The organism is Psychromonas algarum, assembly GCF_004376845.1.
Lineage (GTDB): Bacteria > Pseudomonadota > Gammaproteobacteria > Enterobacterales > Psychromonadaceae > Psychromonas.
Window position 1 is genome coordinate 262,451 of record NZ_SNUW01000004.1, and the last position, 26,503, is coordinate 288,953.

Annotated in this window: 20 protein-coding genes and 4 pseudogenes; 8 read left to right on the forward strand and 16 right to left on the reverse strand. The window is 38.1% G+C overall.

The genetic code is table 11. From position 1 onward, the window contains the following. Nucleotides 1–5: 5 nt before the first annotated feature. Nucleotides 6–1,142: a glycosyltransferase family 4 protein gene (locus E2R68_RS04945; protein WP_134276390.1), complete on the reverse strand. Its 1,137-nt coding sequence runs from the start codon at nt 1,140–1,142 to the stop codon at nt 6–8. Between the two features lie 210 nt (nt 1,143–1,352). Between E2R68_RS04945 and E2R68_RS04950 the strand changes: the two are divergent. After that, nucleotides 1,353–2,508: pseudogene (locus E2R68_RS04950) on the forward strand (IS3 family transposase). Between the two features lie 203 nt (nt 2,509–2,711). Here E2R68_RS04950 and E2R68_RS04955 read toward each other — a convergent pair. The 5 genes and pseudogenes from E2R68_RS04955 to E2R68_RS04970 all read right to left on the reverse strand — a co-directional run bounded on the left by E2R68_RS04955 (nt 2,712) and on the right by E2R68_RS04970 (nt 5,598). Then, entirely contained in the window at nt 2,712–3,878 is a 1,167-nt protein-coding gene (locus E2R68_RS04955; RefSeq protein WP_134276391.1) for a nucleotide sugar dehydrogenase, read from the reverse strand. A gap of 10 nt (nt 3,879–3,888) precedes the next feature. Further along, a complete protein-coding gene (locus tag E2R68_RS04960; protein ID WP_134276392.1) occupies nt 3,889–4,893 on the reverse strand; it encodes an NAD-dependent epimerase in 1,005 nt (334 codons plus the stop codon). Between the two features lie 96 nt (nt 4,894–4,989). Beyond that, nucleotides 4,990–5,162 (reverse strand): annotated as a pseudogene (locus E2R68_RS14065) (sugar nucleotide-binding protein); the annotation flags it as partial. Nucleotides 5,163–5,207: 45 nt separating this feature from the next. Further along, nucleotides 5,208–5,357 (reverse strand): annotated as a pseudogene (locus E2R68_RS14070) (HipA N-terminal domain-containing protein); the annotation flags it as partial. Further along, nucleotides 5,350–5,598 carry a helix-turn-helix transcriptional regulator gene (locus tag E2R68_RS04970; protein ID WP_134276393.1) on the reverse strand — a complete coding sequence of 83 codons (249 nt, stop codon included), beginning with the start codon at nt 5,596–5,598 and terminating at the stop codon, nt 5,350–5,352. The gene E2R68_RS04970 and the pseudogene E2R68_RS14070, both read right to left, overlap by 8 nt. 1,168 nt (nt 5,599–6,766) lie before the next feature. Between E2R68_RS04970 and E2R68_RS04975 the strand changes: the two genes are divergently transcribed. The 7 genes from E2R68_RS04975 to E2R68_RS05005 all read left to right on the forward strand — a co-directional run bounded on the left by E2R68_RS04975 (nt 6,767) and on the right by E2R68_RS05005 (nt 16,812). Beyond that, on the forward strand, nt 6,767–7,255 hold the full coding sequence (locus E2R68_RS04975; protein WP_134276394.1) for a hypothetical protein: 489 nt from the start codon (nt 6,767–6,769) through the stop codon (nt 7,253–7,255). Further along, nucleotides 7,248–8,819: a hypothetical protein gene (locus tag E2R68_RS04980; protein WP_134276395.1), complete on the forward strand. Its 1,572-nt coding sequence runs from the start codon at nt 7,248–7,250 to the stop codon at nt 8,817–8,819. The genes E2R68_RS04975 and E2R68_RS04980 overlap by 8 nt, the downstream gene beginning before the upstream one ends. Then, entirely contained in the window at nt 8,812–11,742 is a 2,931-nt protein-coding gene (locus E2R68_RS04985) for a site-specific integrase (RefSeq protein ID WP_134276396.1), read from the forward strand. Before E2R68_RS04980 ends, E2R68_RS04985 begins: the two co-directional genes overlap by 8 nt. A gap of 11 nt (nt 11,743–11,753) precedes the next feature. Further along, nucleotides 11,754–13,004 carry a hypothetical protein gene (locus E2R68_RS04990; protein ID WP_134276397.1) on the forward strand — a complete coding sequence of 417 codons (1,251 nt, stop codon included), beginning with the start codon at nt 11,754–11,756 and terminating at the stop codon, nt 13,002–13,004. Between the two features lie 327 nt (nt 13,005–13,331). Further along, a complete protein-coding gene (locus tag E2R68_RS04995; protein ID WP_134276398.1) occupies nt 13,332–14,498 on the forward strand; it encodes an Arm DNA-binding domain-containing protein in 1,167 nt (388 codons plus the stop codon). 284 nt (nt 14,499–14,782) lie between these two features. Next, nucleotides 14,783–15,919: an ISAs1 family transposase gene (locus E2R68_RS05000; protein ID WP_134276399.1), complete on the forward strand. Its 1,137-nt coding sequence runs from the start codon at nt 14,783–14,785 to the stop codon at nt 15,917–15,919. Between the two features lie 65 nt (nt 15,920–15,984). After that, nucleotides 15,985–16,812 (forward strand): Fic family protein, encoded by an 828-nt coding sequence (locus E2R68_RS05005; RefSeq protein ID WP_134276400.1) that lies wholly within the window; start codon nt 15,985–15,987, stop codon nt 16,810–16,812. Here the strand turns inward: E2R68_RS05005 and E2R68_RS05010 are convergent. From E2R68_RS05010 to rfbD, 10 genes and pseudogenes are all read right to left on the reverse strand, one after another. Continuing rightward, entirely contained in the window at nt 16,748–17,137 is a 390-nt protein-coding gene (locus tag E2R68_RS05010; protein WP_134276401.1) for a glycosyltransferase, read from the reverse strand. The genes E2R68_RS05005 and E2R68_RS05010 overlap by 65 nt on opposite strands. 113 nt (nt 17,138–17,250) lie before the next feature. Further along, entirely contained in the window at nt 17,251–18,627 is a 1,377-nt protein-coding gene (locus E2R68_RS05015) for an asparagine synthase-related protein (RefSeq protein ID WP_134276402.1), read from the reverse strand. 173 nt (nt 18,628–18,800) lie between these two features. Continuing rightward, a complete protein-coding gene (locus E2R68_RS05020) occupies nt 18,801–19,943 on the reverse strand; it encodes an ISAs1 family transposase (protein WP_134276448.1) in 1,143 nt (380 codons plus the stop codon). A gap of 241 nt (nt 19,944–20,184) precedes the next feature. After that, complete coding sequence (locus tag E2R68_RS05025; protein WP_134276403.1) at nt 20,185–21,117, reverse strand: KpsF/GutQ family sugar-phosphate isomerase; 933 nt, start codon at nt 21,115–21,117, stop codon at nt 20,185–20,187. Continuing rightward, nucleotides 21,101–21,868 carry a 3-deoxy-manno-octulosonate cytidylyltransferase gene (kdsB, locus tag E2R68_RS05030; protein WP_134276404.1) on the reverse strand — a complete coding sequence of 256 codons (768 nt, stop codon included), beginning with the start codon at nt 21,866–21,868 and terminating at the stop codon, nt 21,101–21,103. Before kdsB ends, E2R68_RS05025 begins: the two co-directional genes overlap by 17 nt. Next, nucleotides 21,868–22,425: a KdsC family phosphatase gene (locus E2R68_RS05035; protein WP_134276405.1), complete on the reverse strand. Its 558-nt coding sequence runs from the start codon at nt 22,423–22,425 to the stop codon at nt 21,868–21,870. Before E2R68_RS05035 ends, kdsB begins: the two co-directional genes overlap by 1 nt. 11 nt (nt 22,426–22,436) lie before the next feature. Continuing rightward, on the reverse strand, nt 22,437–23,234 hold the full coding sequence (gene kdsA, locus E2R68_RS05040) for a 3-deoxy-8-phosphooctulonate synthase (RefSeq protein ID WP_134276406.1): 798 nt from the start codon (nt 23,232–23,234) through the stop codon (nt 22,437–22,439). A gap of 24 nt (nt 23,235–23,258) precedes the next feature. Then, nucleotides 23,259–24,356: a hypothetical protein gene (locus E2R68_RS05045; RefSeq protein WP_134276407.1), complete on the reverse strand. Its 1,098-nt coding sequence runs from the start codon at nt 24,354–24,356 to the stop codon at nt 23,259–23,261. A gap of 34 nt (nt 24,357–24,390) precedes the next feature. Beyond that, a pseudogene (locus E2R68_RS05050) lies at nt 24,391–25,463 on the reverse strand (IS3 family transposase). Between the two features lie 160 nt (nt 25,464–25,623). Continuing rightward, the gene (gene rfbD, locus E2R68_RS05055; RefSeq protein ID WP_134276408.1) at nt 25,624–26,490 is read right to left on the reverse strand and encodes a dTDP-4-dehydrorhamnose reductase; all 867 of its coding nucleotides are present in this window, start codon (nt 26,488–26,490) and stop codon (nt 25,624–25,626) included. Nucleotides 26,491–26,503 lie beyond the last annotated feature (13 nt).

Genomic DNA, 26,503 nt, shown 5'->3' on the forward strand with positions numbered 1-26,503 from the left:
CAAACCTATAATAGTAATTGCGAGTAGATCATCATATGTTTTTGTACAACAGCTTTAACATCAAATTCTTGTTCGGCATATTGTCTACCTTGTTCACCCATTGATACTCGTAAGTCATTATTTTCAATTAATAATATAATTGCCTTGGCTAAACTTATGGCATCTTTTATTGGCACCAATATGCCACTAACATCAGGAATAATTGAATCTCGACAACCAGGATTATCTGTTGTGATAATTGGGCGTCCACATGCAGCAGCCTCAATTAAGACTTTGGGAACTCCTTCCCCGTAATAGGAAGGCATCGTAATAATATGAGATTCAGAGAAAATTTTAGGAATGTTATTACAGTGTCCTAAAGTCGTTATAATACCATCTCGATTCCAAGCATCTAATTCTATTTGGGAAATACTATTCGGGTTATCGTCAGGAGAACCTGCAAGTAAAAAATCAACATTCTTATATTTTTCTCGCACGATTTTTGCGGCTTCGACATACTCGTATACTCCCTTTTCCTTTAGCAAACGACATGCCATAACAATTTTAATCACATCGACATCAGGCTCTTTAGTGTAGTTATAAGTTTGAAGATCTGCCCCTGACCCTTTGATCAAGACACTTTCGCTTTCAGAAAAGTTAGTAACTGATTTTAAAATTGATTGATCAGTCATATTTTGAAAAATAACAAGCTTATCTTTATGATGAAATGCCACTCGGTATAAAATGGAAACTAAACTCTTAGTTAATTTAGCTTTAAAATTTTCAGCAGTAAATACGTACCCCAATCCTGAAATAGCGGCCACAAATTTTGGTTTTTTTTTAACTAAATGAAGAACTAGTCCAGTGTAAAGAACAGGTTTAATTGTTACTGCATGTACAATATCAGGATTAATTTTTTTAATTAATCTCTTTAACTTTAACAGTGAATTAATTTCACTAAATAATTTACTTCCATTTCGAGTGAAGGGGCAATCATGAACATTAATACCTAGCTCTACTAACTCTTTACATTTACCTGTATCTTTACATATGAGATGAACTTCATAACCATTTGAAATTGCTTTTACTGCGATAGGCAAACGATGAGAAATAAAAAACCAATCAACATTTACAACAAAAACGAGCTTCTTATTAATATCCATCGTAATAAAACCCTATAAAACATCTCCGATAACAAAGGCCCTTACTATACATAAAATTTATTAAGATAGTTTAAATTAAAACTTAATTTCGCGATTGAACTCACTCATACGAAAAGATATGTCATATATTCCCCTCTCTGGAAGTTTATTCTGGTCTGATTGAACTGGGCACTTTAATTTTGGATAATACTATCCACTAAAGGAGTGAGCATGAATACTAGAAGACAATACAAAACTTATACAAGTGAATTTAAAACGGAAGCATTAGCGTTAATCAGTGAGCAAGGTTAAAGTGTTCAAGAAGCTGCATCTGCTTTAAACGTCACGACTAGCCTTCTTTACAGTTGGAAACAAAAAGCAGAAGAACATGCCAATTCAACGGTTAATTCTGATGAACGATCTGAGTTATTGGCCTTGCGCAAAGAAGTAAAACAGCCGCGTATGGAGAAAGAAATACTAAAAAGGCCAGTGCCTTCTTCGCAAAAGAAATGAAGTAAAATTTAGATATATTCGAGCATGCCGCTCTAAATATCCCATAAAACTGCTTTGTAATGTACTACAAGTAAGCCGTAGTGCATTTTATGATTGGCTAGAACGCCCGGCTAAAATCATCAGTGAAGAAGAGTTAAATATGTACCGTACTGCACGACAGCTATTTAAACGTAGTCGTGGCAGTTTAGGTTCACGTCAGTTGTGTAAGAATTTAAGACTGGCAGGCTTCAATGTTGGTCGTTATCTTACGCACAGTATCATGCGTAAGCTAAAACTAGTCGTGAGACAGCGTCAGGCATATAAAATAACAACCAAGCGTAAACACAGTGATAGCATTGCCGATAATTTATTAAGGCTGCAGTTTAATCCTAAGTACGCAAACTTAGTTTGGGCAGGTGACGCCACCTATTTGAGAACCAATCAAGGCTGGATGTATTTAGCTATTGTGATGGACTTATACTCACGTAGGATCGTTGGTTGGTCAATATCAAAACGTATGACGGCTGATTTGGTTGAGCGAGCATTGCAGATGGCGATTAATATTAGGCGACCTAAAGCTGGCCTAATGTTCCATAGTGATCGAGGCTCTCAATATACGAGTGGACGATTTAGTGCGTTATTGCACAAATATAAAATCACCGCATCGATGAGTCGTGTTGGTACTTGCTTAGATAACGCGGTTGTAGAGCGTTTTTTTGGCAGTTTAAAGAGTGAATGGTTATTCAATGTTGTTCATTTAACACGAGATGCAATGAAGATGGATGCTGAAGAATATATCCGTTATTACAACCACGAACGGCTTCATACAACACTCGGCGACTTAACGCCGATTAACTATGAAAATTTACAAAATCAGGTGTCCGGTTGGGCTTGACCAGAATACTATAGATACAGGAAGTGGTAATTTACAAATAATTATCAGCGCGAAGGCTTTTTATTAAAAGATCACAATATTAGCAACTACATAAAAAATAATATATTGATATTAAACATAACAAAGAAATAATATTTACTATTCTGTTACTAATAGAAAAACTTGCCCGCATTAAGCGGGCTTTGTAGGAACACTTTGAAAAATTAATCACTACCAAATAAATCACGTGTGTACACTTTTTCAGCAACATCACTTAACTCATCCGCCATACGATTAGACACAATAACATCAACATCTTGCTTAAAGGACTTTAGATCTTTATAAACTTTAGAGTGGAAAAATTCATCTTCTTCATACACAGGTTCATAGATAACAACTTTAATGCCTTTTGCTTTAATGCGCTTCATAATGCCTTGAATGCTCGACGCTCTGAAATTATCAGATCCAGACTTCATGATTAAACGGTATATACCAACCACTTTAGGTTGCTTAGCAATAATAGAGTCTGCTACAAAATCTTTACGTGTTGTATTCGCATCAACGATGGCACCAATTAGATTGTTTGGCACATTAGCGTAATTAGCACGTAGCTGTTTAGTGTCCTTAGGTAAGCAATATCCACCATAACCAAATGAAGGATTATTGTAATGATCGCCAATACGAGGGTCTAAACCAACACCTTCAATAATTTGACGCGCATTTAAGTCATGCGTTTCGGCATAGCTGTCTAATTCATTAAAGTAGGCCACTCGCAATGCAAGGTAGGTATTAGAAAACAGTTTAACCGCTTCCGCTTCCGTTGAATCAGTAAACAGCACATCGATATTTTCTTTGATTGCACCTTGAACCAGCAAACTCGCAAAAACTTCCGCTCGCTCACTTTGCTCACCAACAATAATGCGAGAAGGATGTAAGTTATCGTATAAAGCACGCCCTTCACGTAAAAACTCAGGTGAGAACAAAATATTATCACAGGCAAACTTAGCTTTGATTTCTTTGGTATACCCCACCGGTACAGTTGATTTAATAATCATCACCGCATTGGGATTAATAGCCATAACATCTTTAATGACCGCTTCAACTGATGAGGTATTAAAGTAATTGGTTTCTGCATCGTAATCGGTTGGTGTTGCAATCACTACGTAATCAGCATTTTGATAAGCTGATTGTTTATCTAAGGTAGCTGTAAAGTTGAGTGTTTTATTCGCTAAAAAATCTTCAATTTCCACATCAACAATAGGTGATTTTTTATTATTCAATAACGCTATTTTTTCTTCAATAATATCAACAGCAATCACTTCATTGTGCTGCGCTAATAGCATTGCATTTGACAGGCCAACATAGCCTGTCCCTGCGATAGCAATTTTCATTCTTTTATCCTTAAACCTTATAAAATTCTTTATACCAACTCACTAATTTAGCCACACCTTCAGGTACGCCAACTTGCGGTTTATAACCAATCACATCAAATAAATCTTTAGTATCGGCATAAGTCTGATAAACATCCCCAGGCTGCATTCCTCGGAAATTTTTATTCGCTTTAACATCTAATTCAGATTCAATGGTTTCAATAAATTCCATTAAATTAATGGGACTACCATGACCAATATTATAAACACGGTATGGAGCAGAACTTGACGCCGGTGTGCCAGCTTCAACGGTCCATTCATCATCTCGAGTAGGGATCACATCAGCAATGCGAATAACACCTTCCACGATATCATCAATGTAAGTAAAATCACGCCACATATCACCATTGTTATTAATGTCGATAGTCTCGCCAGCTAATATCTTTTTAGTAAAAATATAAGGCGCCATATCAGGACGCCCCCATGGACCATATACAGTAAAAAAACGTAACCCTGTTGTTGGAATATTGTAAAGATGCGAATACGAATGTGCCATTAATTCATTGGATTTTTTAGTGGCAGCATACAATGAAATAGGATGATCAACGGAATCTGAAGTAGAGAATGGCACTTTGTTATTCAGACCATATACAGAGCTTGAAGAAGCATAAACCAAGTGTTTCACTTTTGTATTGCGGCACCCTTCTAAAATATTAAGGTGACCTACTAGGTTTGAATCAGCATACGCCATTGGGTTTTCAATAGAATAACGAACGCCAGCTTGAGCAGCTAAATGAATAACGCGATCAAACTGCTGCTCTTTGAAAAATGCAGAAACCGCTTCTCTATCCGCTAAATCCATTAGGACAAACTGAAACAGCTCATGCTCAATACGTTTTAAACGTGCATCTTTTAAATTAATATCGTAATAATCATTGATATTATCAAGCCCAACAACTTGGTGTCCTTGTGCACACAATCTTTCGACAACGCATGAGCCAATAAACCCAGCGACACCTGTTACTAAATATTTCATTTGCTTATCTCTATGGCATAGAAAAGGGAGATTCTATTTAATATATCTTATATAAATAGATGATGACCTAATCACAGCAAAAAATACAATAAATCTTTAAATTAATTTATCCATAATGGCCGATAGCTGCTTACGCCAATGTTGGGTTTGAATCCCTGAAATAGCTTCGGCACTTGATTTATCAATCACTGAAAATCAGGACGCTTAGCAGGAGTTGGAATAGGCAAAACAGGAACAGCTTCTTTTAATAGCCCTTTTTCAATCGCTAATCGTAACCCCCCTTCAGGCATATTCATCTGAAAAAAAGGATGTAAGCCTTCATATGAGTATGTTTCTAATCGAATAGGCATAGTAAGCGACAATGCATGCTTTGCGTTTAACTCATAGGCGTAGTGATGGATCTCATTTTTTTTCTCAAGTCTCCCTACTCTGCTTTTGTGATTATAGACATCAACATTAGCCATTATTAATCTCTTTTAATTGATCTAACGTCGGCAAACCGGTGTCTGCCACTGTTAAAGATTTATTGAATAAATTAAGGATACGCTCGACTTTTCTCAAGCCAACGTCATCATAGTCATTGCGCTCAATTTTACCAACAGTCGTTCTATTCAGTCCCGCATAATCAGCAAGTAACTGTTGGCTCCATTTCCTTTTTTTTCTTTCGTACAGAATAATTTCTGAAATTTTAAATAATGAATTCATAGCCCCTCCTTTTGGTCATTATACTCACCCAAAATAACAAAAAAAACAAAAGTGGTGACTATAAACACCAATAAAAGCCGTTTTAATCAAGGTTAGTTAAACAAATATCATTAATACTTAGTTAACTAGCTTTCACGCTAGCTATTAGCATTCATCTTCATTTCCCATTAAGTATCACTCACGACGTCTCGATAACGACCGGCCGCTCACCCGGCCTAAAAGATAGTTTACAACAACGAAGTGATGAATTTGTGAAGGTAATTATATTCGGAAGGGGTTTTATACGCTATTTGGTGATTTTTTTAACTGCTAGAGCGAATGAGCTGACGTCTGTGATACTTGCTTCATATTTATCGCCTATAGCTTTTAATGTAAACCAAAGTTAGCTTTTAACGTAAGATATTAATAGTCTACATAACCACCTGATTATGCATAAGGACCAAATAAGTTAATATCTATAGGTGACCTACTAATTTCACCAAGTGACAAAAAAAGAAAATTTCCTATCGACATGAGCCCTTTAACGTGAAAAATAGTGCATAACTATTCGGTAAAACTAAACCCATTCCTGTCAGCAGCACAAATATTGCTTATCTTCTTCTTGATAAAACAACATGCTTAATGCCACTAAGGGATCGCTTCATCCATACCAAAAATACTGGCTGCCAAGTGCTGTGTTTAATGCCAATTGACGAGAATGATGCTCAAACCGTCAATATTACTCTCCATTCACCACACTGATGTACAGAGATAACAAAGTACGACGTTCCCCAGCCCCTTCTACCCCACTGATAAGCTTAACAAAAAACCAATAAATCTATCTTTTCCAATGCCTTTTAACTGATCATTAACCACTCACCATTGACAAAAGCACTGCTTTTTTTGTGACCTACACTGAATAAATAACCAGTCCTTACTGATTATTCAAAAAACAACTAGACAATAGTTTTGATGACCGAGATGATAGTTTTGATGACCGATATGATAGGCACATAAAACACTATATATAGTTACAGGAAAACAAAAAAGCACAACATGCTGTAATTATAGCGCAATACCTGAACTATAACAGATGCCAATAAACAGGCTTAATGATTCAAGATGAGTGACTTAATAAACCAAATATAAGAAAACGACACATATGTAAAATACAGGAGTCAATAATCCAATGAAGGTAAAACGACTGGCAATGAATCAAGTTAAATTACGCCATCATCCAACGCTGAGCCAGATAACGTGCCACGATCATTTTGCACTCACTTCGCCAGTTGATATTCAGAGGTTGCCTTTACAAGTCGCACAAACGCTATTGGATTTATCACCGGTTCTCGCCTGCAAAAATCCAGATGAGCCTATTGACTGGCAACTTAATTCGAATCCTACGCTTGAATTACTCAAGCACCACCCCGCGCAGCATAAGCTCTATATCAGTATTCTCTATATGCCAGCTGAAGTCGTCGATGACACGCTCATCGGGGCATTACTCTTTGCCCCTGCACTTAATTATCGTGAAAATAATAAGCTACTGAGTAACCTTAGCCATCGCGTCCAACAAACAAAATCACGACTTACTCAGCCCCCTTCTAAAAAGCAATTAGCACAATGGGCAAATGTAAAACCCTCTGCAATTAGGCATATTAAGGACATTAATGGGTAAAATAGCGGCGATAAAAACAAAGAACAGAAGTCATAATGCGGGCGGTGTGATGCCAAATACTCATCAAACGGCAGCCTCATTAGCAGTTGCCTTTGAAAAGTTCACTAAATCAAACATGCTATCACACGATAGCCACCGCGCATTATTGTTGTTTCTCTATCTCTGGTTAACGGATCAACTCGATAACATCACCAGCCTAAAAGACATTCCAGATCTACTTCGTGTGAGTACATCTGATAAATGTGAAGCGCACTGCCTACGCAACTTTAAAGACGGTAATATATCTTGGACTGAGTACGCACAGCCCTACCACACCCAGCAAGGCATTCTTTACCTTTGGCAACCTCTACCAACTGCACTACAAGTTTTATTTCAACCACTTGTCTCATCATTAAGTTACCAAACACCCATGCTCAATCAGCAAGAAAAGAAACGCTTTTATAGCGAATTACAAAAGCGCTGGAAAACACCGCTGTTACTCCGCCGTTGTCACCGTAATAAACGCGATCTGTTCTTTCGCTATTTCCCCTACTGTATTCAGGTGGATGCAGGCTTATCTTCTCTCGCTAAAATGGTCTTACTGGGTCCTGAACGACTGCATCATAGAAATGCGACCGCCTATCAAGCTGAGGAAACAGACCGGTTGCGAAAAAAAATATTTTTAGCGCAAAATCGTTACTTAGAAAGGATCATCATAGCGATTAAACAACTTGATATTAGTAAGCACTTTACTGCGTGCATACTTGAGCAATCTAAAAACCTCTCAGAGCCGACAATCAACATAGCAAACTACCTTAAAAAGAACGGCATCATCACGGTTTACCAACTTAATACACAAAATGGTAGTAAACAGTATGAAGCGATCCCATCAATGCGCATCGGTAGTCAACGTAGCCTTGCAGAGCATGACGTGGTGGCCTTTTTTAACGCGCTGCACGATAAAGTAGAAGCACACAATTTTGCAAAAAACATGACGCTTGAGCAGCACCGCCTTTACTACAACTTGCGAACGATTCAGCTGGCTTTTTTGTTTATTACCTTAACGGGCGTCCGGCCGACCCATGCCATTACTATTGAACGCCGTCGCTGCTTTGCAGGCGAGAAAGTGTGTGTATTTGATAAAGGACAATGGCGCCCTGTCATACTCTGTAGCTACCTTAAAACACAAATCAGTGAGTACCAACAGTTACAAAAGGCGCTCACTATGCAGTTCCCACACCACCAACCAAATCAAGCAATGTGGTACTTAATTGACGAGCAAGGTGAGCAACAGCTGCTCACTGCACGTATTTTACGCACAAAGATGTATTCGTTATGGCCGGGTGTTGTGCCTTATCAGTTACGTCACTTTTTTGCCCAATGCGCGCTCACGAGCCTACCGCCTAACCACCTTGCTACACAGCAAATTGATCGGCTAATGGGGCATAGCAATTTAGGCGAGCACCTCGGCAGTGATGACCAATTCCCCCTCTCGCTTATGCCATTACATCATTATTTGGAGCATCTTGTTAAGCGATTAGGTTTGCTGACATTGCGCAGGCAGGGAGTGGTTGTCGATGAATAATATTTTAAAGTTAGCACCCAATACGATACTGACCTACCTTGAATACAGTCACAATAACAGTGAAGTACCATTACCTTATAAGCAACACGCATCCGCCACTGAAGATATTCACTGGGTACTCTCGCGCTGGCCAGATGAAAGCGTACCGCTGCGTACATTAACCGATGAACATTACCTACAACTCAGCCAAGCGATTAATCAAGTCCCCACGGGAAAACGAAAGCACTACCGGCAAGCACTGAACGCTATCCTTATCTACCTCTATGATATTGCCCAGTGGCAACTCCCTAGGCGTACTGAAAAGCTGTTTGTTGATCGTGACTTAGTTTGGTTTACCCGCTTAAGTGAACAAGCTGCACTTGCTTACGATCTTTGGCAAGGCTATCAAGAAGAGCAAGAAAACGCCCTAAGAAACCATGTTCATCCTAGCGCAGCACAGGCGGCATTGACGATTGCTCAGGAGGTTGCACCGCTGTCACTCAACCACCTTACTGCGATCTTAAATAATCCAGTCTGTCTTGAGCGTACAGGTCAGCAGACACAACTCAAGGTGTTTCATTATCAGCCACCCTCAACAACCTCTCAAGAAACAGAGGCTACTTTTACGCGCTATCATTTAACACTGCACTGTTATTGTTTTTTAGCGAAGTATTACCAAACAAAGTCGCCTTCACTCACGCAGCGTCAGCTACTCAATCAATTGAATGAGCACATATCCACAGAGCCTTATCACTTAGGGCCATACAGCGCATCTCAATGGCATACTTTATTTCAATCACTGTGGCACTATCGTGATAATGTGCCACCGACCTTACTCAAGGATATCTCACAGCCCGAGCGCCATGTTGATTTTGATGTAACGCCCCCATCGCCCAAACAGCAAAAGAACCTGCTTGCAGCACTCTATCAGCAGGATTGGTTAACAGATAAAAAACGCAATGCAATCATGGTGAGAAGTAAGCCTCGTTGGTCACAACGCCAATTAATCAAGCAATGGTTTGATAAGGGCAATATCTCCAGCAGTGTTGTACCCGATTTACATCCTGAGAACGTACTTGAACATTATCTTTTCCTCTATTGTCGTGAGTTGATTTTATACGGCGGTGTACACCGAGAGTCACTCTCTAAAGCAACCATCACAAAATACTGCAATATTGAGGTGTGCTTTAACGATGAGCCACTCTCCTATGAAGTGGCTATCGACCAAGAACAACTGCAACAATGGGCTAAACGGGTCTATGAGAAACAAGAAAGTGACACGCACAAGGGGTTAGTGCATTACTTTTTCCGCTTTCTGACCACACAAGCCCTTACTGACCACCTTGATATCGATGCGTTTGAAAGCCCTAGTCTCGCCCCGACGGTCGATCCTTTTCGTATTCCTTTAACGGCGTTGCATGAAATAGTAGATGCCTTATTGACCCATTCAGAGGGCACATTACTGCAGCGGTTATATTGTGCGGTGAGTGCGATTATTGCTTACTTTGCGATGTTGCGTCGCGGGGAAGTCTTAAGACTGCGCATCAAAGATATTATCCCTTTATCTGACAAATCAACTGCTTTTCGCATAACTGTTATGAAGACAATAGAGGGCGACACGAAAAGCCACAAGGCACGTACACTTGATACTGTATTACCAGAATCAATGGCAATATTAATACATATTGCTATTCAACTTAAGAAAGGGTTTCACGATAATGTGCCGTTAATTGGTTTTGATAAAGAGAAAATGAGTTCGCGCCAACTTAATTATCTGTTACCAGTCACTAAAGCGATAAAAGCACACTGTGGTAAAAAAGCCCGCTTTCATCATCTGCGAAAAAGTGGTATTCACTTATCTCAGCAACAAATGTTGCAGCTCGCCTATCAGCACCCGACACATGACTTAGGGGCATACGCTGACTTAAAACCAATGCTTACACCCGACATAGTTAGAAAAAGGTTTAACTACTGGCTTGAAGGGCGTGATGAGCAGGAGATTAACGACAATCTTTTGTTTGATGAATTCACGCGTCAAGTTGGACATCAACATTATGCCACGACACGCTGGTCATACCTACATGGTACGCAGTGGCTGTTTCCCTACCTGCGCCCCGAACAAGCAAGCTCTGCACAACAAACTTTTTCGCATGCACAGTTACGGTTTTTACTTGGCTTGGCCTCGGATTCTAATGATTTATCACGGCAGCTGAGTTTGTTGAGTCAACACTACAACACTCTCTCAACACGCGATAAGCAAAAAAACCCAGTCCTGCTTAGCGAGCAAGCATTACGCACTTATTTATGGCCCGCTGAAACTAATCATAGCCCAGAGTCAGTCGCTGAAAAGGCCAATGAAAACCCTAAATATTATTATCAACAATGGGGGAAATCAGCCACTAAACAGCACGCGAGCTTTATTGACCAGCTCTTTATTAATATGCGCATGAAAAACTATTTTGATTTTAATGTATTAAGTCAGGTTTGGGCAAGCTCTGGTAAACATAGCCCTCGCTCGCTCGGCAAAACACAGCGTACCGCTCTCTGTGGGCTTGGCACCATTACGTTGCTGTCGGGAAAGGGAGAGGTTATAGCACCTAACCATAGAGACCAGAAAGCTAGCCTAATCGCATCAGGTCAGTTACCTCGCTCTTCACTGCAAATACAGGTAGCGAGTAACGCCCGTAATGCCGGTTATTTTGAAGCGGTCTTTCGTCAACCTGAATGGCAATGGTTAGCCTGCTCTTTTACTTTAACGGTGAACCGTAAAACAAAAGTAGCCCGATTACTGAGCTTAGTGAACACGCGTTACGCTAACGGTAAAGAGAAGGTCACCGTCATTAAACAACACGAGGGAGCAAGCCATCTCACTATTACGCTTACCCCCAAGTTTTCAGTGCCAGAGCTTGTACTCCAACAAGCTTTACAAACGTTAACATCATAGGAGAACAGCCAATGCATGAATTACTTATTATTGAAGCGCAACATATCGAAAAAATAATTAAAATCAGTAGCAAACTTGATAAAAAAGAATCCGATTGTTGCATCAGCTTTATTATTGACCCAAAGAAAGAAACTTTGGAGTTAATTGGTGGCCATGCACCTCAATACCTACACTTAACTCTCCCTTTAGCGGAAAAGCATCAATTAAAGAAAAGACGCTTTACCGTTGATGGTGAATATTTCAGTCAGATCCCTACCTATGCAGGCAAAGGAAATTCGATGCTCCTAAAGCTCATCGACGCTCAACATTCACCTAACTTGATGGGGATAACCACCGATAAAAATGAGTTTTTAAGCTGTGAATTAGCACCTTTTTACAAAGCACATAAGGCGTTTATTCAAGCATCAGCAGAATATGTGTATGAAGATGTTAAAGCGCTTGAGGTATCAAGATTACTGCATGAAGTTACCCCACATGCCCCTGTTCAGTTTGTTGCTTTTGATAAAGAGAATAAAGAGATGCGCGTGCAAAGTGATAACAATCTGGAGCTGCATGACATTCCCAGTGATGTACCAATACCTACCTCTATGGTATTGACGCAAGCAGCCGCAGATGAGCTTCAAACGCTATGTGAAAAAATCGGCGATAATAATATTCAAATCGCTCAACACGATGAAAACATCACCTTTAAGACCGGTGATATGACCATTACGCACTCACTAGCAGGTGTTGATGAATTTTATAAAAACGAGCCTAAAGTTTATAACCAGTTAGGTTATATGATCATGGATATTAATCATTTAAAAGATCGTGTGAAACATTTCCATAATCAATACAGCAAAATCAAACAAGCAAACCAAAGCCATCTGTTGATAACGCCAGAGCAGCTATATTTTCTAAACTTAGTTAATCCGTATAAATTTGATATCCCTATCGCAACAGATGCGATTTCATTTACTGACGATCAACTATATATGTTGCATCTAAGGAGTATTAAATCAGTTAACATTAAAGATGTAACGACTTCGGACAAAATAAAAATCGCCATACTTAAGGAAGCAGGACAAGAAAGCGAGTATAAGCTTGGTTTTTATAAAGATATAACCCACAAATACTCCTATGCAAGTATTGCAATTGAGCCTGCACCCGATGATATGGCCGATGCACAAGCCGTGATACAAAATGCGAAAGAGAGTGAGGGAGGCGAATCACAGGGAGAGTCTGAGGGGCCACAAGGTGATTTGTTTGGCTTTGATGTGTAGCTTTCATGTGCTACCAGCACTGTGAACATCTCAACTGAACGAGCAATAACAAAAAGAAGGTTATTCTGAAATAAACACAATCTTCATTTAAAAAATGAGACAGAAACAACTGGACAAATAAACAGGTTGAATTATAGTAACTAAGTGTACAAATTTTCATCGTTATTGTTAACGGGTGTTTATTTGTAGCAAAAATTGCAGTTGAGACGAAGTGGCGGCAACCACTTCGCCTCGTACCGGCTGCACCGAGTTTAAACAGAACCCAGCCGATGGCGTTATTATACGCAAACCATCGGGTAGGGATAGATCTATTTGATGGAGAGTACTATGGCTCATATCCGCGTGCGCCCGAACGGGCGTATTCAATTTGACTTACATCTTTATGGTCAACGTTTTCGTGAAGGCACGAAAATGACGGCTACCCCTAAAAACCTAAATCATGCAAAAGCACAGCTTAAAAAAATGAATGCAGAGATTGATTTAGGTACCTTTCAATACCGTGACTATTTTCCAGATAGTAAAAAAACAGGTAAGTTTGAATCGCTACAACGCACTAAACACCCTGACCGTTGTTATCCTTTTTTTGATAGCTTTGCCGATGAATGGTTTGACCGCCAAAAATCAAAGTGGAAAAACAGTTATAAAAATACCGTACGCTTGAACATTGAAGGTTATTTAAAACCTATCTTTGGCAATACGTTGATTAATGAAGTGACCTTGGCACAGGTTGAATATTACCGCCAAGATTTGATGGAGCAGTTGAAAAGTGATGGTAGCCGTAAACTATCTAACCGCCGTATTAACAATATTTTTTGGCCGTTGATAGCCATGATAAGCTTAGCGAGTGATGAGTATAAGTTTGACTATCCACTACGCCGTTATAAAGCCCTTAAAGAAGAGAGTGCGGATTCACACCCGATGACAATAGAGGAAGTTGAGCGTTTTTTAGCGGTCGTACCTAGTGAATGGCATGATTACTTTGTATTACGTTTTTGGACAGGCATGCGTAGCTGTGAAGTGCATGGGCTTTATGTTGAACATCTCGATTTTGACCACCGCTTGATTCGTATCAGGCAGAATTATGTTAACGGGGAAATTTGTGATGTGAAAACACCAAAATCGAGACGTGACCTTAAGATGTGTGACACGCTTTATGAAGTATTAAGTCGCGTGATGACAAGTAAAACAGATGACTCCCCTTTTGTATTTACTACCCCTAAAGGCAAACCTATTGATACGCACTATATTAGTCAAAAGCTGTGGTATCCAACACTTAAAAAAGCAGGGCTAAAACGTCGTCGTCCTTATGAAACACGCCATACAGCGGCAGTGCTACATATCGCGGCACATGAAAACCCTTTATATATCTCACAGATGCTTGGGCACAGTGATACGCGTTTATTGTTTGACGTATATGCACCTTATGTTGCAAACGCTTCAAGACGAGATGGCAGTGCATTTTCGAAGATGATGATGGAGGGAAATTTGCAATAAGTAATAAAGCAAACAGAGTAAAAATATGATACCTATATCTGTCACTATTAATTTAATAGTGACAGACATAGTGCCAAATAGACTTAATGGTGCCATAATAGTGTCACTATCAATCTGACAAAAGTGCCTTCGCCATGCCTAATAGCTTTAAAATACAACAAAGTATATTAACTTCCCATGTGCCATTGTCGCTATCTACACGGCAAGATCATTATAAATTGAACTTTTTCTCCAAGTAGCGATCAGATCACCATATACTATCAATTAGACCTTTGGTGACATTAATGAGCGCTACTTTTTTGAAACATTTTGACTCTATTTCCGATCCACGTATCGATCGCTGTAAAAAGCACAATCTACTCGACATTCTTCTCCTCTCAATTACAGCTGTCATGTCAGGCTCTGAAGGATGGGAGGATATTGAAAACTTTGGCCATATAAAACTGGATTGGTTACGTCAATATCGTGAATTTGAAGCAGGTATCCCCCGGCATGACACTATTGCACGAGTTATCTCGCGTTTAAAACCGAGTGAAATAGAGGAGGCCTTTCAATCGTGGATATCTAGCCTTATAGAAAAAACAGGCAGCGATGTTATCGCCATTGACGGCAAAACAGCTCGTCGCTCATTTACCACAAAAGGCCGAAAAAATGCATTGCACACCGTCAGTGCTTGGAGTTGCCAGCATCAATTGGTGTTAGGCCAAAGTGCGGTGGATGCAAAAACAAATGAAATCACAGCGATACCTGAGTTGCTCTCACTTCTTGATATTGAAAACAGCATTATCACTATCGATGCAATGGGTTGCCAGAAGAAAATAGCCGAGCAAATTATTAAACAAAAAGCGGATTATATCCTCGCGCTTAAAGGCAATCATTCTGGTATGCAAGCGGAGCTAGAAGCTTGGTGGCATAAGACTCAGCGAGAAGGATTCTCAGAGCAAAATTATACCGAGCATACAGAAATAGACAGTGGTCACGGACGTATTGAAACAAGAAAATGTCAGCATTTGATGGTTGATAAGCAGTGGCTAGGCAAAGCCTACCGTTGGTCAGGCCTTAAAAGCATCATTAAAATAAGCTCAATAGTGCACCATAAATCAACAGGCAAGAATACGAGTGAAACACGTTGGTATATAGCGTCATTAGATTTGAATGCAGAGCAATCACTACATGCAGTGCGAAGTCACTGGCAAGTGGAAAGTATGCATTGGGTGTTGGATATGACATTTAGAGAAGATGAATCACGTATACGTAAAGGGTGTGGCGCATTAGCGTTTAACGTGATGCGAAAGATAGCCATGGCATTGTTTAAGCAAGACGGTACAAAGTCAGCCAGTATAGCGGCAAAAAAGAAAATGGCAGGGCTAGATGATGAGTATCGCTCAACCCTGCTAGAATCAGGGATTAAAATGCGCTAGCCGTGTCGCTATCTAAATTATTAACACTCCATCCTAGTATAAGCAGGCGTACGGTTCAGCGTAGCTTGAGTAAATTAATCTGCAATGACACCATTATTGCAATTGGTGCTGGCCGTTCAAGGAAATATATAGCGGCTAGCTCACAACAAGATTCAATAACTACAACACAAGATAATAATGTTGACGAAACCATTGCCGATAAATTTCCCGCATATGTCCCGTTATCTGCCGACAGCAAGGATATTTTAAATTATATTGAGCAACCGTTAGAGGCTCGAACACCGGTAGGTTATCAGCGTTCACTGATTGATGACTACGAACCTAATGTAAGTTTTTACTTATCCGAACCAATACGCAGACAGCTTGCCCGAATGGGTAACACAGGAAAAACATCACAGCCTGCAGGCACTTATGGAAGAGATATATTAAGCCGATTGCTCATCGATCTGTCTTGGGCATCAAGCCATTTAGAAGGTAATAGCTATAGTCGACTTGATACTATTGAGCTCATAGAACATGGTAAAGCAGCGGCCGGAAAAGCAAACATTGAAACCCAGATGATCCTAAATCACAAAACAGCGATTGAATTGCTAGTCGATAACCCCGAATCTATCGGCTTTAATCGTTATACGATTTTAAATTTACATAGCATATTATCTGAAAACTTATTACCAAACCCATTTGATGAGGGACGAATTCGCCAACACCAGGTCGATATAGGAAAAAGTGTATTTAGGCCACTTTCCGGTGATGTGTTGATTGCCAAATTACTCGACTTGTTGTTAAGTAAGGCAGATTTAATCGCAGATCCATTTGAACAATCATTTTTTATGATGGTACATATTCCCTATCTACAACCCTTAATAAAATGCCGAGTCCAGCAATATTATTAATAGACTTAGTGCCATTAAAATGTGCAGCTAAGGTGCTGTAGATATTATTTTTTGGGGTGAAGTTTAATGTAACATCAATCTTGTTTTTTTTATAAATTCGATAAAAATAAAAAAAAGTTTTAATATCTTTAACTGGATTAGCACCTCCTTGATCAATATTAATATCAATAAATTCACAACCCAATTCAGATAGTTTTATTGAATATTCATCTTCAGGGACAATAGCTATAACTTGGTATCCCTGATCGATTAAAGCAAGAATGGTGTTCTTTCTAAAATTATAGAGATACCAGCTTGTGTTAGAAGTAATTGCTATACAAAACATATTAATTTTCATTATCTATAAAATGGATTATTTACGAAGTTAACATGGGCACAGCGTCACATAATAGCAGCTCATGTTAGAAGAAGGCAGTTATACCCTAAATAGATATCAAATCATTTAGGATTTTCACTAAAAAATTTTAAAGAATAATTTTTTAAATCACCACATCCAACACTATAATTAACTTGAAAAGGTGACGTTTTAGATTTTTCAAAATGGCCCGGCCAATACTTTTGAGCAAGCTTAGTAATCGGATATTTATACAAACCATCTTTAATACTTGACTCGTTACTCATGAATAATAAAGTTTGTATTACTTTAGGCTCTAAGAATGGTGCAACCATTGTTATATTATATTTTTTTGCAAATAAGTATTTTTGCATTTCTCGAGCAGGTAAAACCCTAAACATATATAAAAACCGAATAACTAAATGCCAATCATTAAAATGTCTATAAAATTTTTCTAACTCATCTAAAAAGTAGCTTTCTATTTTGCTAGGCATACCTTCTTTTTCAATCATTGCTGTTAAAATGGAGATTCTGAAATCAGACTGAGCAAGACAATTAACTGCTTTTGTAATTCGGTAGGCTTTTCTTTTAAAAGGGGTAGACTTATCTTTATAAATAGGGACCCATGATAAAGGTTTTAATAGAGGTCTTAATAAGTGAAGCTTATTCCAAAAATTATAAATTTTATTAAGAGGCAAGCCATTAAGTAAAGAGTCAGCACCCTGCCCATCAACTAAATAAAGATTATCTTTTTTTGTACAGTTAAGTGAACTAAATAACTCAGGGAAAACTAAAGCTATAGAATCAGCTATGTACTCTCCTGTTTCCGAAACAAATTCATCTGCTCTATCAGATAAATCTAAATCTAAATCTATTAGACGAAAAGGAATGCTCGCCGAATCTGATAACTCAGCAGCTAATTCTCCTTCAGCAGGTAAACTTGACATTTTACACATAAAAGTAGAGCCGACTCTTTTATTTTCATTTAACAAACCAAGTAATGCAGAAGAATCGATCCCTCCACTTACTAAAACATTTAATGAATTATTTTCAAAAGCATTAAAATAATCATTCAAAACATTCTCGAGTTTAATCTCATCATTTTCACGCTCACGCTCAGGTAATTTATTTTTAAAACTAAGATTGTCATCAGATATGGTAAATTCAATATAAGGTGCAATTAAATAAACATCTTCATACTGTGTAAACGGGGGGAAAATAAAACCAAATTTAGAGTAAAAAGAATTCGCATCTTCAGATGTTTTTACCATGTAATTTGCTGATAGAAAAATTAAACTATCAGAAATAATCAAAGTTTTATCTTTAAAAAGCATGAAAAAACGATGTTGAAGAGATGTAAATAAAATAGAAATTACACCATCGTTTACTTTAAAAAAATCCGATAAGTGACTATCTGACAAGAAGTCTTCAATACACTCATAATTTGTAATTTTTAAATTTAAATTAATAACTACTTTCATATAATGACCTTTATAAGTAGTAAATGCCTGTTGGATGCATTTCTGAAATGTTGATGAAATATTGGATGCCGCATTAGGATCTGCAAATTATTCATTAGAAAAAGAACTAGGTTTCTTTAAAAATGGAAGATAGTCATGATTTAAGATGAAACGAATGTATGTACAGGGCGAAATCATGAAGCATCTTGCCCTGTAAGGACTTGCTCGATGTAACCGGTATTTCGATTCGCTTTCTTTTGCTTTCTCTTAATACTGGCTTTAAATGTTTTATCTGCATTGAGCAGGTTAAGTGCGGTATGGCGTACCGTTGCATAGTTTTCTGCTGAATTTTCGCGTCTAACTCTGCTAGCGTCTTCATGCATTGCAGTATCAAGTTTCCAATGCAATTTAACTTCGATAGCCCAATGCTCACGTGCCGCATTCGCAAACTCCTGCACACTTAACTCTGCAGAACTAATATAGAAACGAGCTGAAGCCTCTGTTGTCTTACCTTTCTCTGTTCTGAACGAGACAATATAGCCTAAACTTTTTAGCTCAGGCCATTCAAAAACAAGATCCCCTAATTCACTTAAATCATGAGTAATCATGTAGTGCCGTGTTTCTTCTCGACCATGTCCTTTCTCTGTCTGCGTTAATACATTCTCTGATGCAGCTTCAAGTTTTGGTATGCTAAAAATTTCATTTATAGCTTCAAGCAGCCTAGGTTGATTGCCTTTTACTGCGAGTAGATAATCGCCACCACCATCCACAATCTTTTTTGCTATTTTAGTCTGACAGCCCATTGCATCAATCGTAATTAAACAGCCTCTGATATCTAATAGCTGTAAAAGTTTTGGAATCGCTGTTATCTCATTCGATTTCTGGTCAGTAGTAATTTGCCCCAGGACAACCTCATTACCAGCAGCAAAGGCACTGACCATATGAATGGCATCACTTTTATCTGCTTGCTTATAGGATCCTCTTAAGCGCTTACCATCAATAGCAATAATGGCTCCATGTGTTAATTCTTGGCAGTCATTCATCCACGCAATAAAAGCTTTTTGGAATTCCTTTGGATTCATTGCAGAGAATACTCGAGCAACAGTATGATAAGAGGGAATACCATTTTCAAAATCCGAAAATTTACGTAGCCACTCTATATTATCTTCACCAAAATCAGATATTTCATCCCAACCTTCAGCACCCGCAATTGTCGCCGTTATTGCTAGAAACAAAATTTCAGGCAATTTATGCGTAACTTTCCACTCTTGACGATGTTCTCTGATTATTGAAATATGCTCTAACAAGGTTAATCCATTCGTTTTGGCTTCTCTAATGCTTAAAGAGAAGTATAAGATCACAGCTAAATATGATCTGCTAGTCGATCATTGTGATAAAAATGATCATGCGATATATGTCACTTTATTTTTAAAATAACATTGTATATTTTTTAGGCTCTTCGTGATTTAGCCCTGCCAAGCGAGCTTATGATATTACAGTCATAAAGGGTAAGTTAGTGGACCTTTATGACTGTAATAATTAGCTTCACTGATTATCTATAAATGATTCCTTTTCCAATTATTTTTTCAGAATACCAACTAAATTTGTTCCATCTTTAACAAGTAATGAACTAACACCATTTTCTTCCATTACTTCATAAGCAACTTGAATGCTAACATCTGGGGAGATCTCAAACGGATTAAAAGCCGCTATATCGGTAGCTTGAAGATCAAAGACATCTTTACCACTTTTTTCCATAGCACGACGTAGGTCACCATCGGTAATTATTGAATTTATTTCCTCGCCAGTATTAACAAGCGTAAGACCAAGCTTACCGCTTGAAATAACATTAATAACATGTAAAACAGAATCTTCAGACATTACTACAGGCAGTTCACAAGCTACCATTTCATCTCTTACTTTACTTAATAAACGCCGACCTAGGCTACCACCAGGATGAAACCGAGCAAAATTTTCAGGTTTAAAGTTGCGCTCTTCCATTAATGCAACAGTCAAAGCATCTCCCATCGCTAATGTTGCGGTAGTAGAGCTTGTAGGAGCTAATTGGAGTGGGCAAGCTTCCTTCGGTACGGCTACATCGAGGTGACAATGGGAGTTTTTGGCTAATGTGGAATTCGCATTACCCGTTACTGCAATCACATGATTATTGTTATCACGAAGAAATGGTAAAAGCTTCAATACTTCATCTGTTTCCCCTGAATTAGAGATTGCAATAAACACATCCTCAGGCTTAACCATTCCTAAATCACCATGAAAAGCCTCACCAGGATGCATGAAAAAACTTGGTGTCCCAGTACTCGCCAAAGAAGCGACTATTTTCTTTCCAATAAGGCCAGACTTCCCCATTCCGCAAATAATAGTACGTCCTTTTGTTGAAATTATTGCTTTGACTGCTTGGCTAAATTCAGCACCAATACGAGAAGACATATAATCTAATCCTTCGATCTCTGTCTGGATAACTTCTTTTGCAATTTCAATTGAACGCATTATTTTTTTCCATTATTTCTTTGATTATTTCATAATCTTTAAGTGTATCAACACCATGTGGTAGTTGTTGGTAAAATACGCATGCCCCAATAGTCAAGCCATTACTTAACGCCCTCAACTGCTCAAGCTTCTCATAACGTTCTAAGGGAGCTTCAGGGTAAGAGCAAAAAGTATTTAATGACTCAACGGTATAGGCATAAATACCAACATGACGGTAAGCAAGCGATATATCATTATGATCATCACGATTAAAAGGAGCCGCAGAGCGTGTAAAATATAACGCCCTTCCTTCAGAACCTATAATTGCCTTTACTACATTAGGATTAATAAAATCTTCACGTTTGCCTATTGGCGTAACCGCAGTGGTTATTGAAAAATTGGGATGATTTACCGTATAGGTTGCAACAGTTTTGATTAGCTCGGATGGAAGCAATGGTTCATCACCTTGTACATTGATGACAATTGTTTCTGCGGGCCATCCCAAAATATTAGCAACTTCATTAATACGGTCAGTCCCACTCTGATGCTCTGGCGATGTCATTAAAACAGGAAGACTTAGTTTCTCCGATTCATCGTAAATCCGCTGGTCATCTGTTGCTATAACAATATCATTTATGCGAATTCCAGCTTCAATGCACCGTTGTACAACGTGCCAAAATATCGGTTTTTTACGAATCAGTAACAAAGGTTTACCCGGTAAACGCGAGGAACCATAACGGGCAGGTATGACGGCTTTTATATTAGAAAAGTTCATTACTGTTCAATTCCACCAACATCATCCACAATTATTTTATTCATTAGAGGCTGATAGATTTCTTCTAATGATTGATTCATTTGCAAACAAAGCAACTTATCAACAAATTCACGCACCATACCGCGACCACCGGCTGATTGTGTTATCCAATCCGCTTTGTTAAGAACTAACGCATGCGCATCGGCAGGAGCAACACTTAAACCTACATGCTGAAAAATAGGTAAATCAAGCACATCATCACCACAAAAAGCAATTTGATCTAAACTAATCGAGTATTCGTCACAGATTTCTTTTAATTTTGGAAGTTTGTTTTTACAACCTGTAATAATTTTATCGAAACCAAGTTGTTCACAACGTAATGTCAGTGCACCACTGGCTTTTCCAGAAATAATTCCAGTTAAAAGACCATGGCTACGTAATAACTCAATAGCGAGGCCATCTTTAACATTAAACGCCTTTAGGTATTCACCCTGCTCAGACATATAGATAGTGCCATCAGTCATGACGCCATCCACATCAAATAAGAGTATTTTAATATCTAGTTTTTTTGGGATCATCTTCTTCATAGTTAAACTAATTTGGATTCAATAAATGCTCGTCGATGAACCACTTCATCTATTTCAAGCAGTGTTTCTAGCATTTCTTCCATATGGTGAAGTGGCAACATATTAGGACCATCACATAAAGCATTTTCAGGATCAGGATGCGTTTCCATAAACAGGCCATCAATACCCACAGCAACAGCCGCACGTGCTATTGCTGGTACATGAATACGATTACCACCAGTTGAACCATTTAAAGTTCCAGGCATTTGAACACTATGTGTAGCATCCATAACAACTTTACAGCCAGTTTCTTTCATAATAGTTAGACCAGGCATGTAATTGATAAGTTGCCCAAAACCAAAACTTGTACCGCGGTCGCATAACCAAATATCTTCATTACCTACAGCTCTGCATTTTTCAACAACAGGAGCCATATCAGATGGATGCATCCATTGGCCTTTTTTAATATTGACAGGTAAGCCCATAGATGCGACTCGCTGTATAAAACCAGTTTGACGCGATAAAAAAGCGGGCGTTTGTAATACATCTACCACCGCCGCTACTTCATCTAATGGTGTATCGTCATGCACATCCGTCAAAATTCGAACACCTAATTGATCTTTAGCTTTTTGTAAAATACGTAAGCCTTCTTCAATACCTGGCCCAGTAAAGGCTGATGCTGATGAGCGGTTTGCTTTTGTAAATGATGACTTAGCTATATATTCTATACCAAGTTTATTGGTTATTTCTTGTAACGTTGCAAAAGTATCTAAAACCAAGTTTTCAGATTCTATTACACAAGGACCAGCGATTAAAAACATAAGTTACCTATTTTATTTAATTGGTTATCGTAAAGATTTAAGCATTTTCACCCATAATTTTTTTACAGAAGATGGGAAATATAATTTTATTATATCATTAAGATATCTTAAAAAAGGTTCAAAATTTAAAACAAATTTATCACTCTTAAACAATGAGTTAATTACTTCTAATTGAGCATTATCTATGGACTTTATAGAGCAATTATTTATTTGTTCTACAATCGTTTTATTTGATATATATTGATTTAAAATTGCCTTTTGGAAGTTGATTTTATCATTATTAGAAGATATAAAGTCATTGAAAAAACACTCTACATTCTGAATAGAGTTGAGTGACCAACCTGATTGCAAAAATACAGGTGAATTTCTATAAATGAGCTGACAAACAGGAATAACTTTACTCATAGCACTAATAACAATAGTGCTTGGAGTTGTAATTAAATGTGAAACGCCATCAAGACACTCGTCAAAATCTGTATCAACATCATTGAATAAGCAGGGATCTTTTTCTTTCAAAATAAACAACAATTCTTGATCAAAGATTCTACATTTATAAGCTAAGTCATTTTTTAACACATAACTTTGACTTAAAAGAAGCAAATTAATTAATTCAGCTTTCTCATACTCATCAAAATATGCGTTGTTGGCAGTCGTCAACAAAACCAAATTATCTATTGCATTACAAGATTTTTTTTCATGCATACTTTTCAAAACTCTGTTTGGGGAAAAATCAATACTTTTTGCACTACCAATATTATTAAAATATTCTTTTTCAATATCACCCATAACGCCAAAGTAATCATGGTAAATTGGATGATAATAACTACTTTGTTTAGATAGAGCATATGCGTTATTAAACATATTATTCCACTCAATAATACCATCAGTTAAAAGTAGTGTTTTAATTCCAAATGTAGAGCATTTACCAATAATATAATTACATGTTGATGACAAATATGAGACAGATACAACTAAATCAAATTGAGCAAAGAACTCAATATTTTTAGAGAAATGTCGAATACCGTTATATTTCAGAGTGCAGTTTGGAAAATGTACAGCCTGATTAATAATATTTGCCCTTTTATGATGAGCTTTATTTTCAAGAACAAGAATTTTATACATTTATATTTTATCTTCCTATTATACCTTATTCTGATCAAGTCCAAGCAGACACCTGACTTTGTGATTTTTCATAGTTAATCGGCGTTAAGTCACCGAGTGTTGTATGAAGTCGTTCATGATTGTAATAACGGATATAGTCCTCTACATCCATCTTCATTGCTTCACGTGTTAAATGAATGATATTGAATAACCATTCATTCTTTAAGCTACCAAAAAATATTTCGACAACCGCATTATCTAAGCAAGCCCCACGCTGCTCATCGACGGCGTTATTTTATACTTACTCAGTAATCGACTGAATCGTCCACTCGTATATTGAGAGCCTCGATCACTATGGAGCATTAGGCCAGCTTTAGGTCACCTAATATTAATCGCCATCTGCAATGCTCGCTCAACCAAATCAACCGTCATACGTTTTGATATTGACCAACCAACGATCCTACGTGAGTATAAGTCCATTACAATAGCTAAATACATCCAGCCTCCGTTCTTAAATAGGTGACATCACCAGCCCACACTAAATTGGGTTGCGTCGGATTGAATTGCTGATTTAACAAATTATCAGCAACGCTATCACTGTGTTTACGCTTTGTTGTTACTTTATAGGCTTGACGCTGTTTCACGACAAGCTTTAGCTTACGCATGATACTGCGCGTACGATAACGACCGACTTTAAAGCCAGCTTCTTTTGATTTTTTGCATAACTGTCGAGAACCTAAGCTACCACGACTACGTTTGAATAGTTGTCGTGCAGTTCGGTAGATGTTCAGCTCTTCTTCACAAATGATTTTGGCGAGTCGTTCAAGCCAATCATAAAATGTACTGAGACTCGCTTGCAGTACATTACAAAGCAGTTTTATGGAATATGTAGAGCGACATGCTCGAATATACCGAAACTTTACTTCATTTTTTTGCGAACAAGGCACTGGCCTTTTTTAGTATTTCTTTCTCCATTCAGAGGGTTTTAACTTCTTTTCGTAGCGCAGGCTTGTAATGCCTAGGGCAGAAGAAGCTTCCTGGCCGCTATAACTTTGCTCTCTGACTTAATGCTAATGCTTCAGCTTTAAATTCACTGGTATAAGTTTTGTACTGATATTTTGTATTAATGCTCACCTCGATAGTGTAAGTATTATCCAGAATTAAAGTATCCAGTTCAATTAGACCAGAATACCTGATGATAAAAGTTCACCATCAAAACATTTAGAAATTCATTTCTGATTAATGGTTTATTCTAGTTTTACCTTTCAAAAAATATATTTATTGGATATTACAAGTACAAATCATTCATCATCGATGATAGTTGTTTACGCCAATGTTGTGTTTGGATACCTGATATAGTTTCTGCACTTGTTTTATCTATTACTGAAAACACAGGACGCTTAGCGGGCGTTGGATATGCCGATGTGGGGATAGGTAAGACAGGAATAGCATTTTTTAACAGTCCTTTTTCAACACCCAACTCTTGTATCGCAATAGCAAAATCATACCAAGAAGCAATACCTGCATCTGTCCAATGGTAAAGCCCTGTTACCTCTGGCTTTTCTACTATTGCCCATAACCATTGCGCTAAACCTTTCGCCCACGTAGGGGTACCAACTTGATCACAAATAATACCAAGTTGCGGTTTTTCCTGCATTAAACGAAGCATGCTCTTTACAAAATTATTACCGTTAACCGAATATACCCATGCTGTTCGCACAATAACGCTATTCATTGGTAAAATAGTTTGTAATGCAATATCGCCTGCGAGTTTAGAAGCGCCATATACATTGATTGGGTTTGGTTGCGCATCTGTTTGATAAGGTTTAGCACTGGCGCCATCAAATACGAAGTCTGTTGATACATGTAAAATACGTGTATTGTTTTTTTTACAGGCAGTCGCGAGGTATTGAGTACCTAAGCCATTCACTGCATAAGCGGCATCTGTATCTTCTTCAGCTTTATCAACCGCAGTATATGCAGCCGCATTAATCACTACATCAGGTTTTTCTTTAGCAATAAACTCAGAAACTAAACCTTCGTTAGTAATATCTAATTCATTAATACCAACGCTTAGCACTTCATGCTTACTAGGTGCTAATTGATCTAATTCCCAAGCAAGTTGACCGCCTTTTCCGGTAATGATTACTTTCATATTGGCTTTACCT

Bases quoted from the DNA above. Each gene is read 5' to 3' on its own strand.
- E2R68_RS04945 (WP_134276390.1), bottom strand. From the start codon at position 1,142: ATGGATATTAATAAGAAGCTCGTTTTTGTTGTAAATGTTGATTGGTTT.
- E2R68_RS04955 (WP_134276391.1), bottom strand. From the start codon at position 3,878: ATGAAAATTGCTATCGCAGGGACAGGCTATGTTGGCCTGTCAAATGCA.
- E2R68_RS04960 (WP_134276392.1), bottom strand. From the start codon at position 4,893: ATGAAATATTTAGTAACAGGTGTCGCTGGGTTTATTGGCTCATGCGTT.
- E2R68_RS04970 (WP_134276393.1), bottom strand. From the start codon at position 5,598: ATGAATTCATTATTTAAAATTTCAGAAATTATTCTGTACGAAAGAAAA.
- E2R68_RS04975 (WP_134276394.1), top strand. From the start codon at position 6,767: ATGAAGGTAAAACGACTGGCAATGAATCAAGTTAAATTACGCCATCAT.
- E2R68_RS04980 (WP_134276395.1), top strand. From the start codon at position 7,248: ATGGGTAAAATAGCGGCGATAAAAACAAAGAACAGAAGTCATAATGCG.
- E2R68_RS04985 (WP_134276396.1), top strand. From the start codon at position 8,812: ATGAATAATATTTTAAAGTTAGCACCCAATACGATACTGACCTACCTT.
- E2R68_RS04990 (WP_134276397.1), top strand. From the start codon at position 11,754: ATGCATGAATTACTTATTATTGAAGCGCAACATATCGAAAAAATAATT.
- E2R68_RS04995 (WP_134276398.1), top strand. From the start codon at position 13,332: ATGGCTCATATCCGCGTGCGCCCGAACGGGCGTATTCAATTTGACTTA.
- E2R68_RS05000 (WP_134276399.1), top strand. From the start codon at position 14,783: ATGAGCGCTACTTTTTTGAAACATTTTGACTCTATTTCCGATCCACGT.
- E2R68_RS05010 (WP_134276401.1), bottom strand. From the start codon at position 17,137: ATGTTTTGTATAGCAATTACTTCTAACACAAGCTGGTATCTCTATAAT.
- E2R68_RS05015 (WP_134276402.1), bottom strand. From the start codon at position 18,627: ATGAAAGTAGTTATTAATTTAAATTTAAAAATTACAAATTATGAGTGT.
- kdsB (WP_134276404.1), bottom strand. From the start codon at position 21,868: ATGAACTTTTCTAATATAAAAGCCGTCATACCTGCCCGTTATGGTTCC.
- E2R68_RS05035 (WP_134276405.1), bottom strand. From the start codon at position 22,425: ATGATCCCAAAAAAACTAGATATTAAAATACTCTTATTTGATGTGGAT.
- kdsA (WP_134276406.1), bottom strand. From the start codon at position 23,234: ATGTTTTTAATCGCTGGTCCTTGTGTAATAGAATCTGAAAACTTGGTT.
- E2R68_RS05045 (WP_134276407.1), bottom strand. From the start codon at position 24,356: ATGTATAAAATTCTTGTTCTTGAAAATAAAGCTCATCATAAAAGGGCA.
- rfbD (WP_134276408.1), bottom strand. From the start codon at position 26,490: ATGAAAGTAATCATTACCGGAAAAGGCGGTCAACTTGCTTGGGAATTA.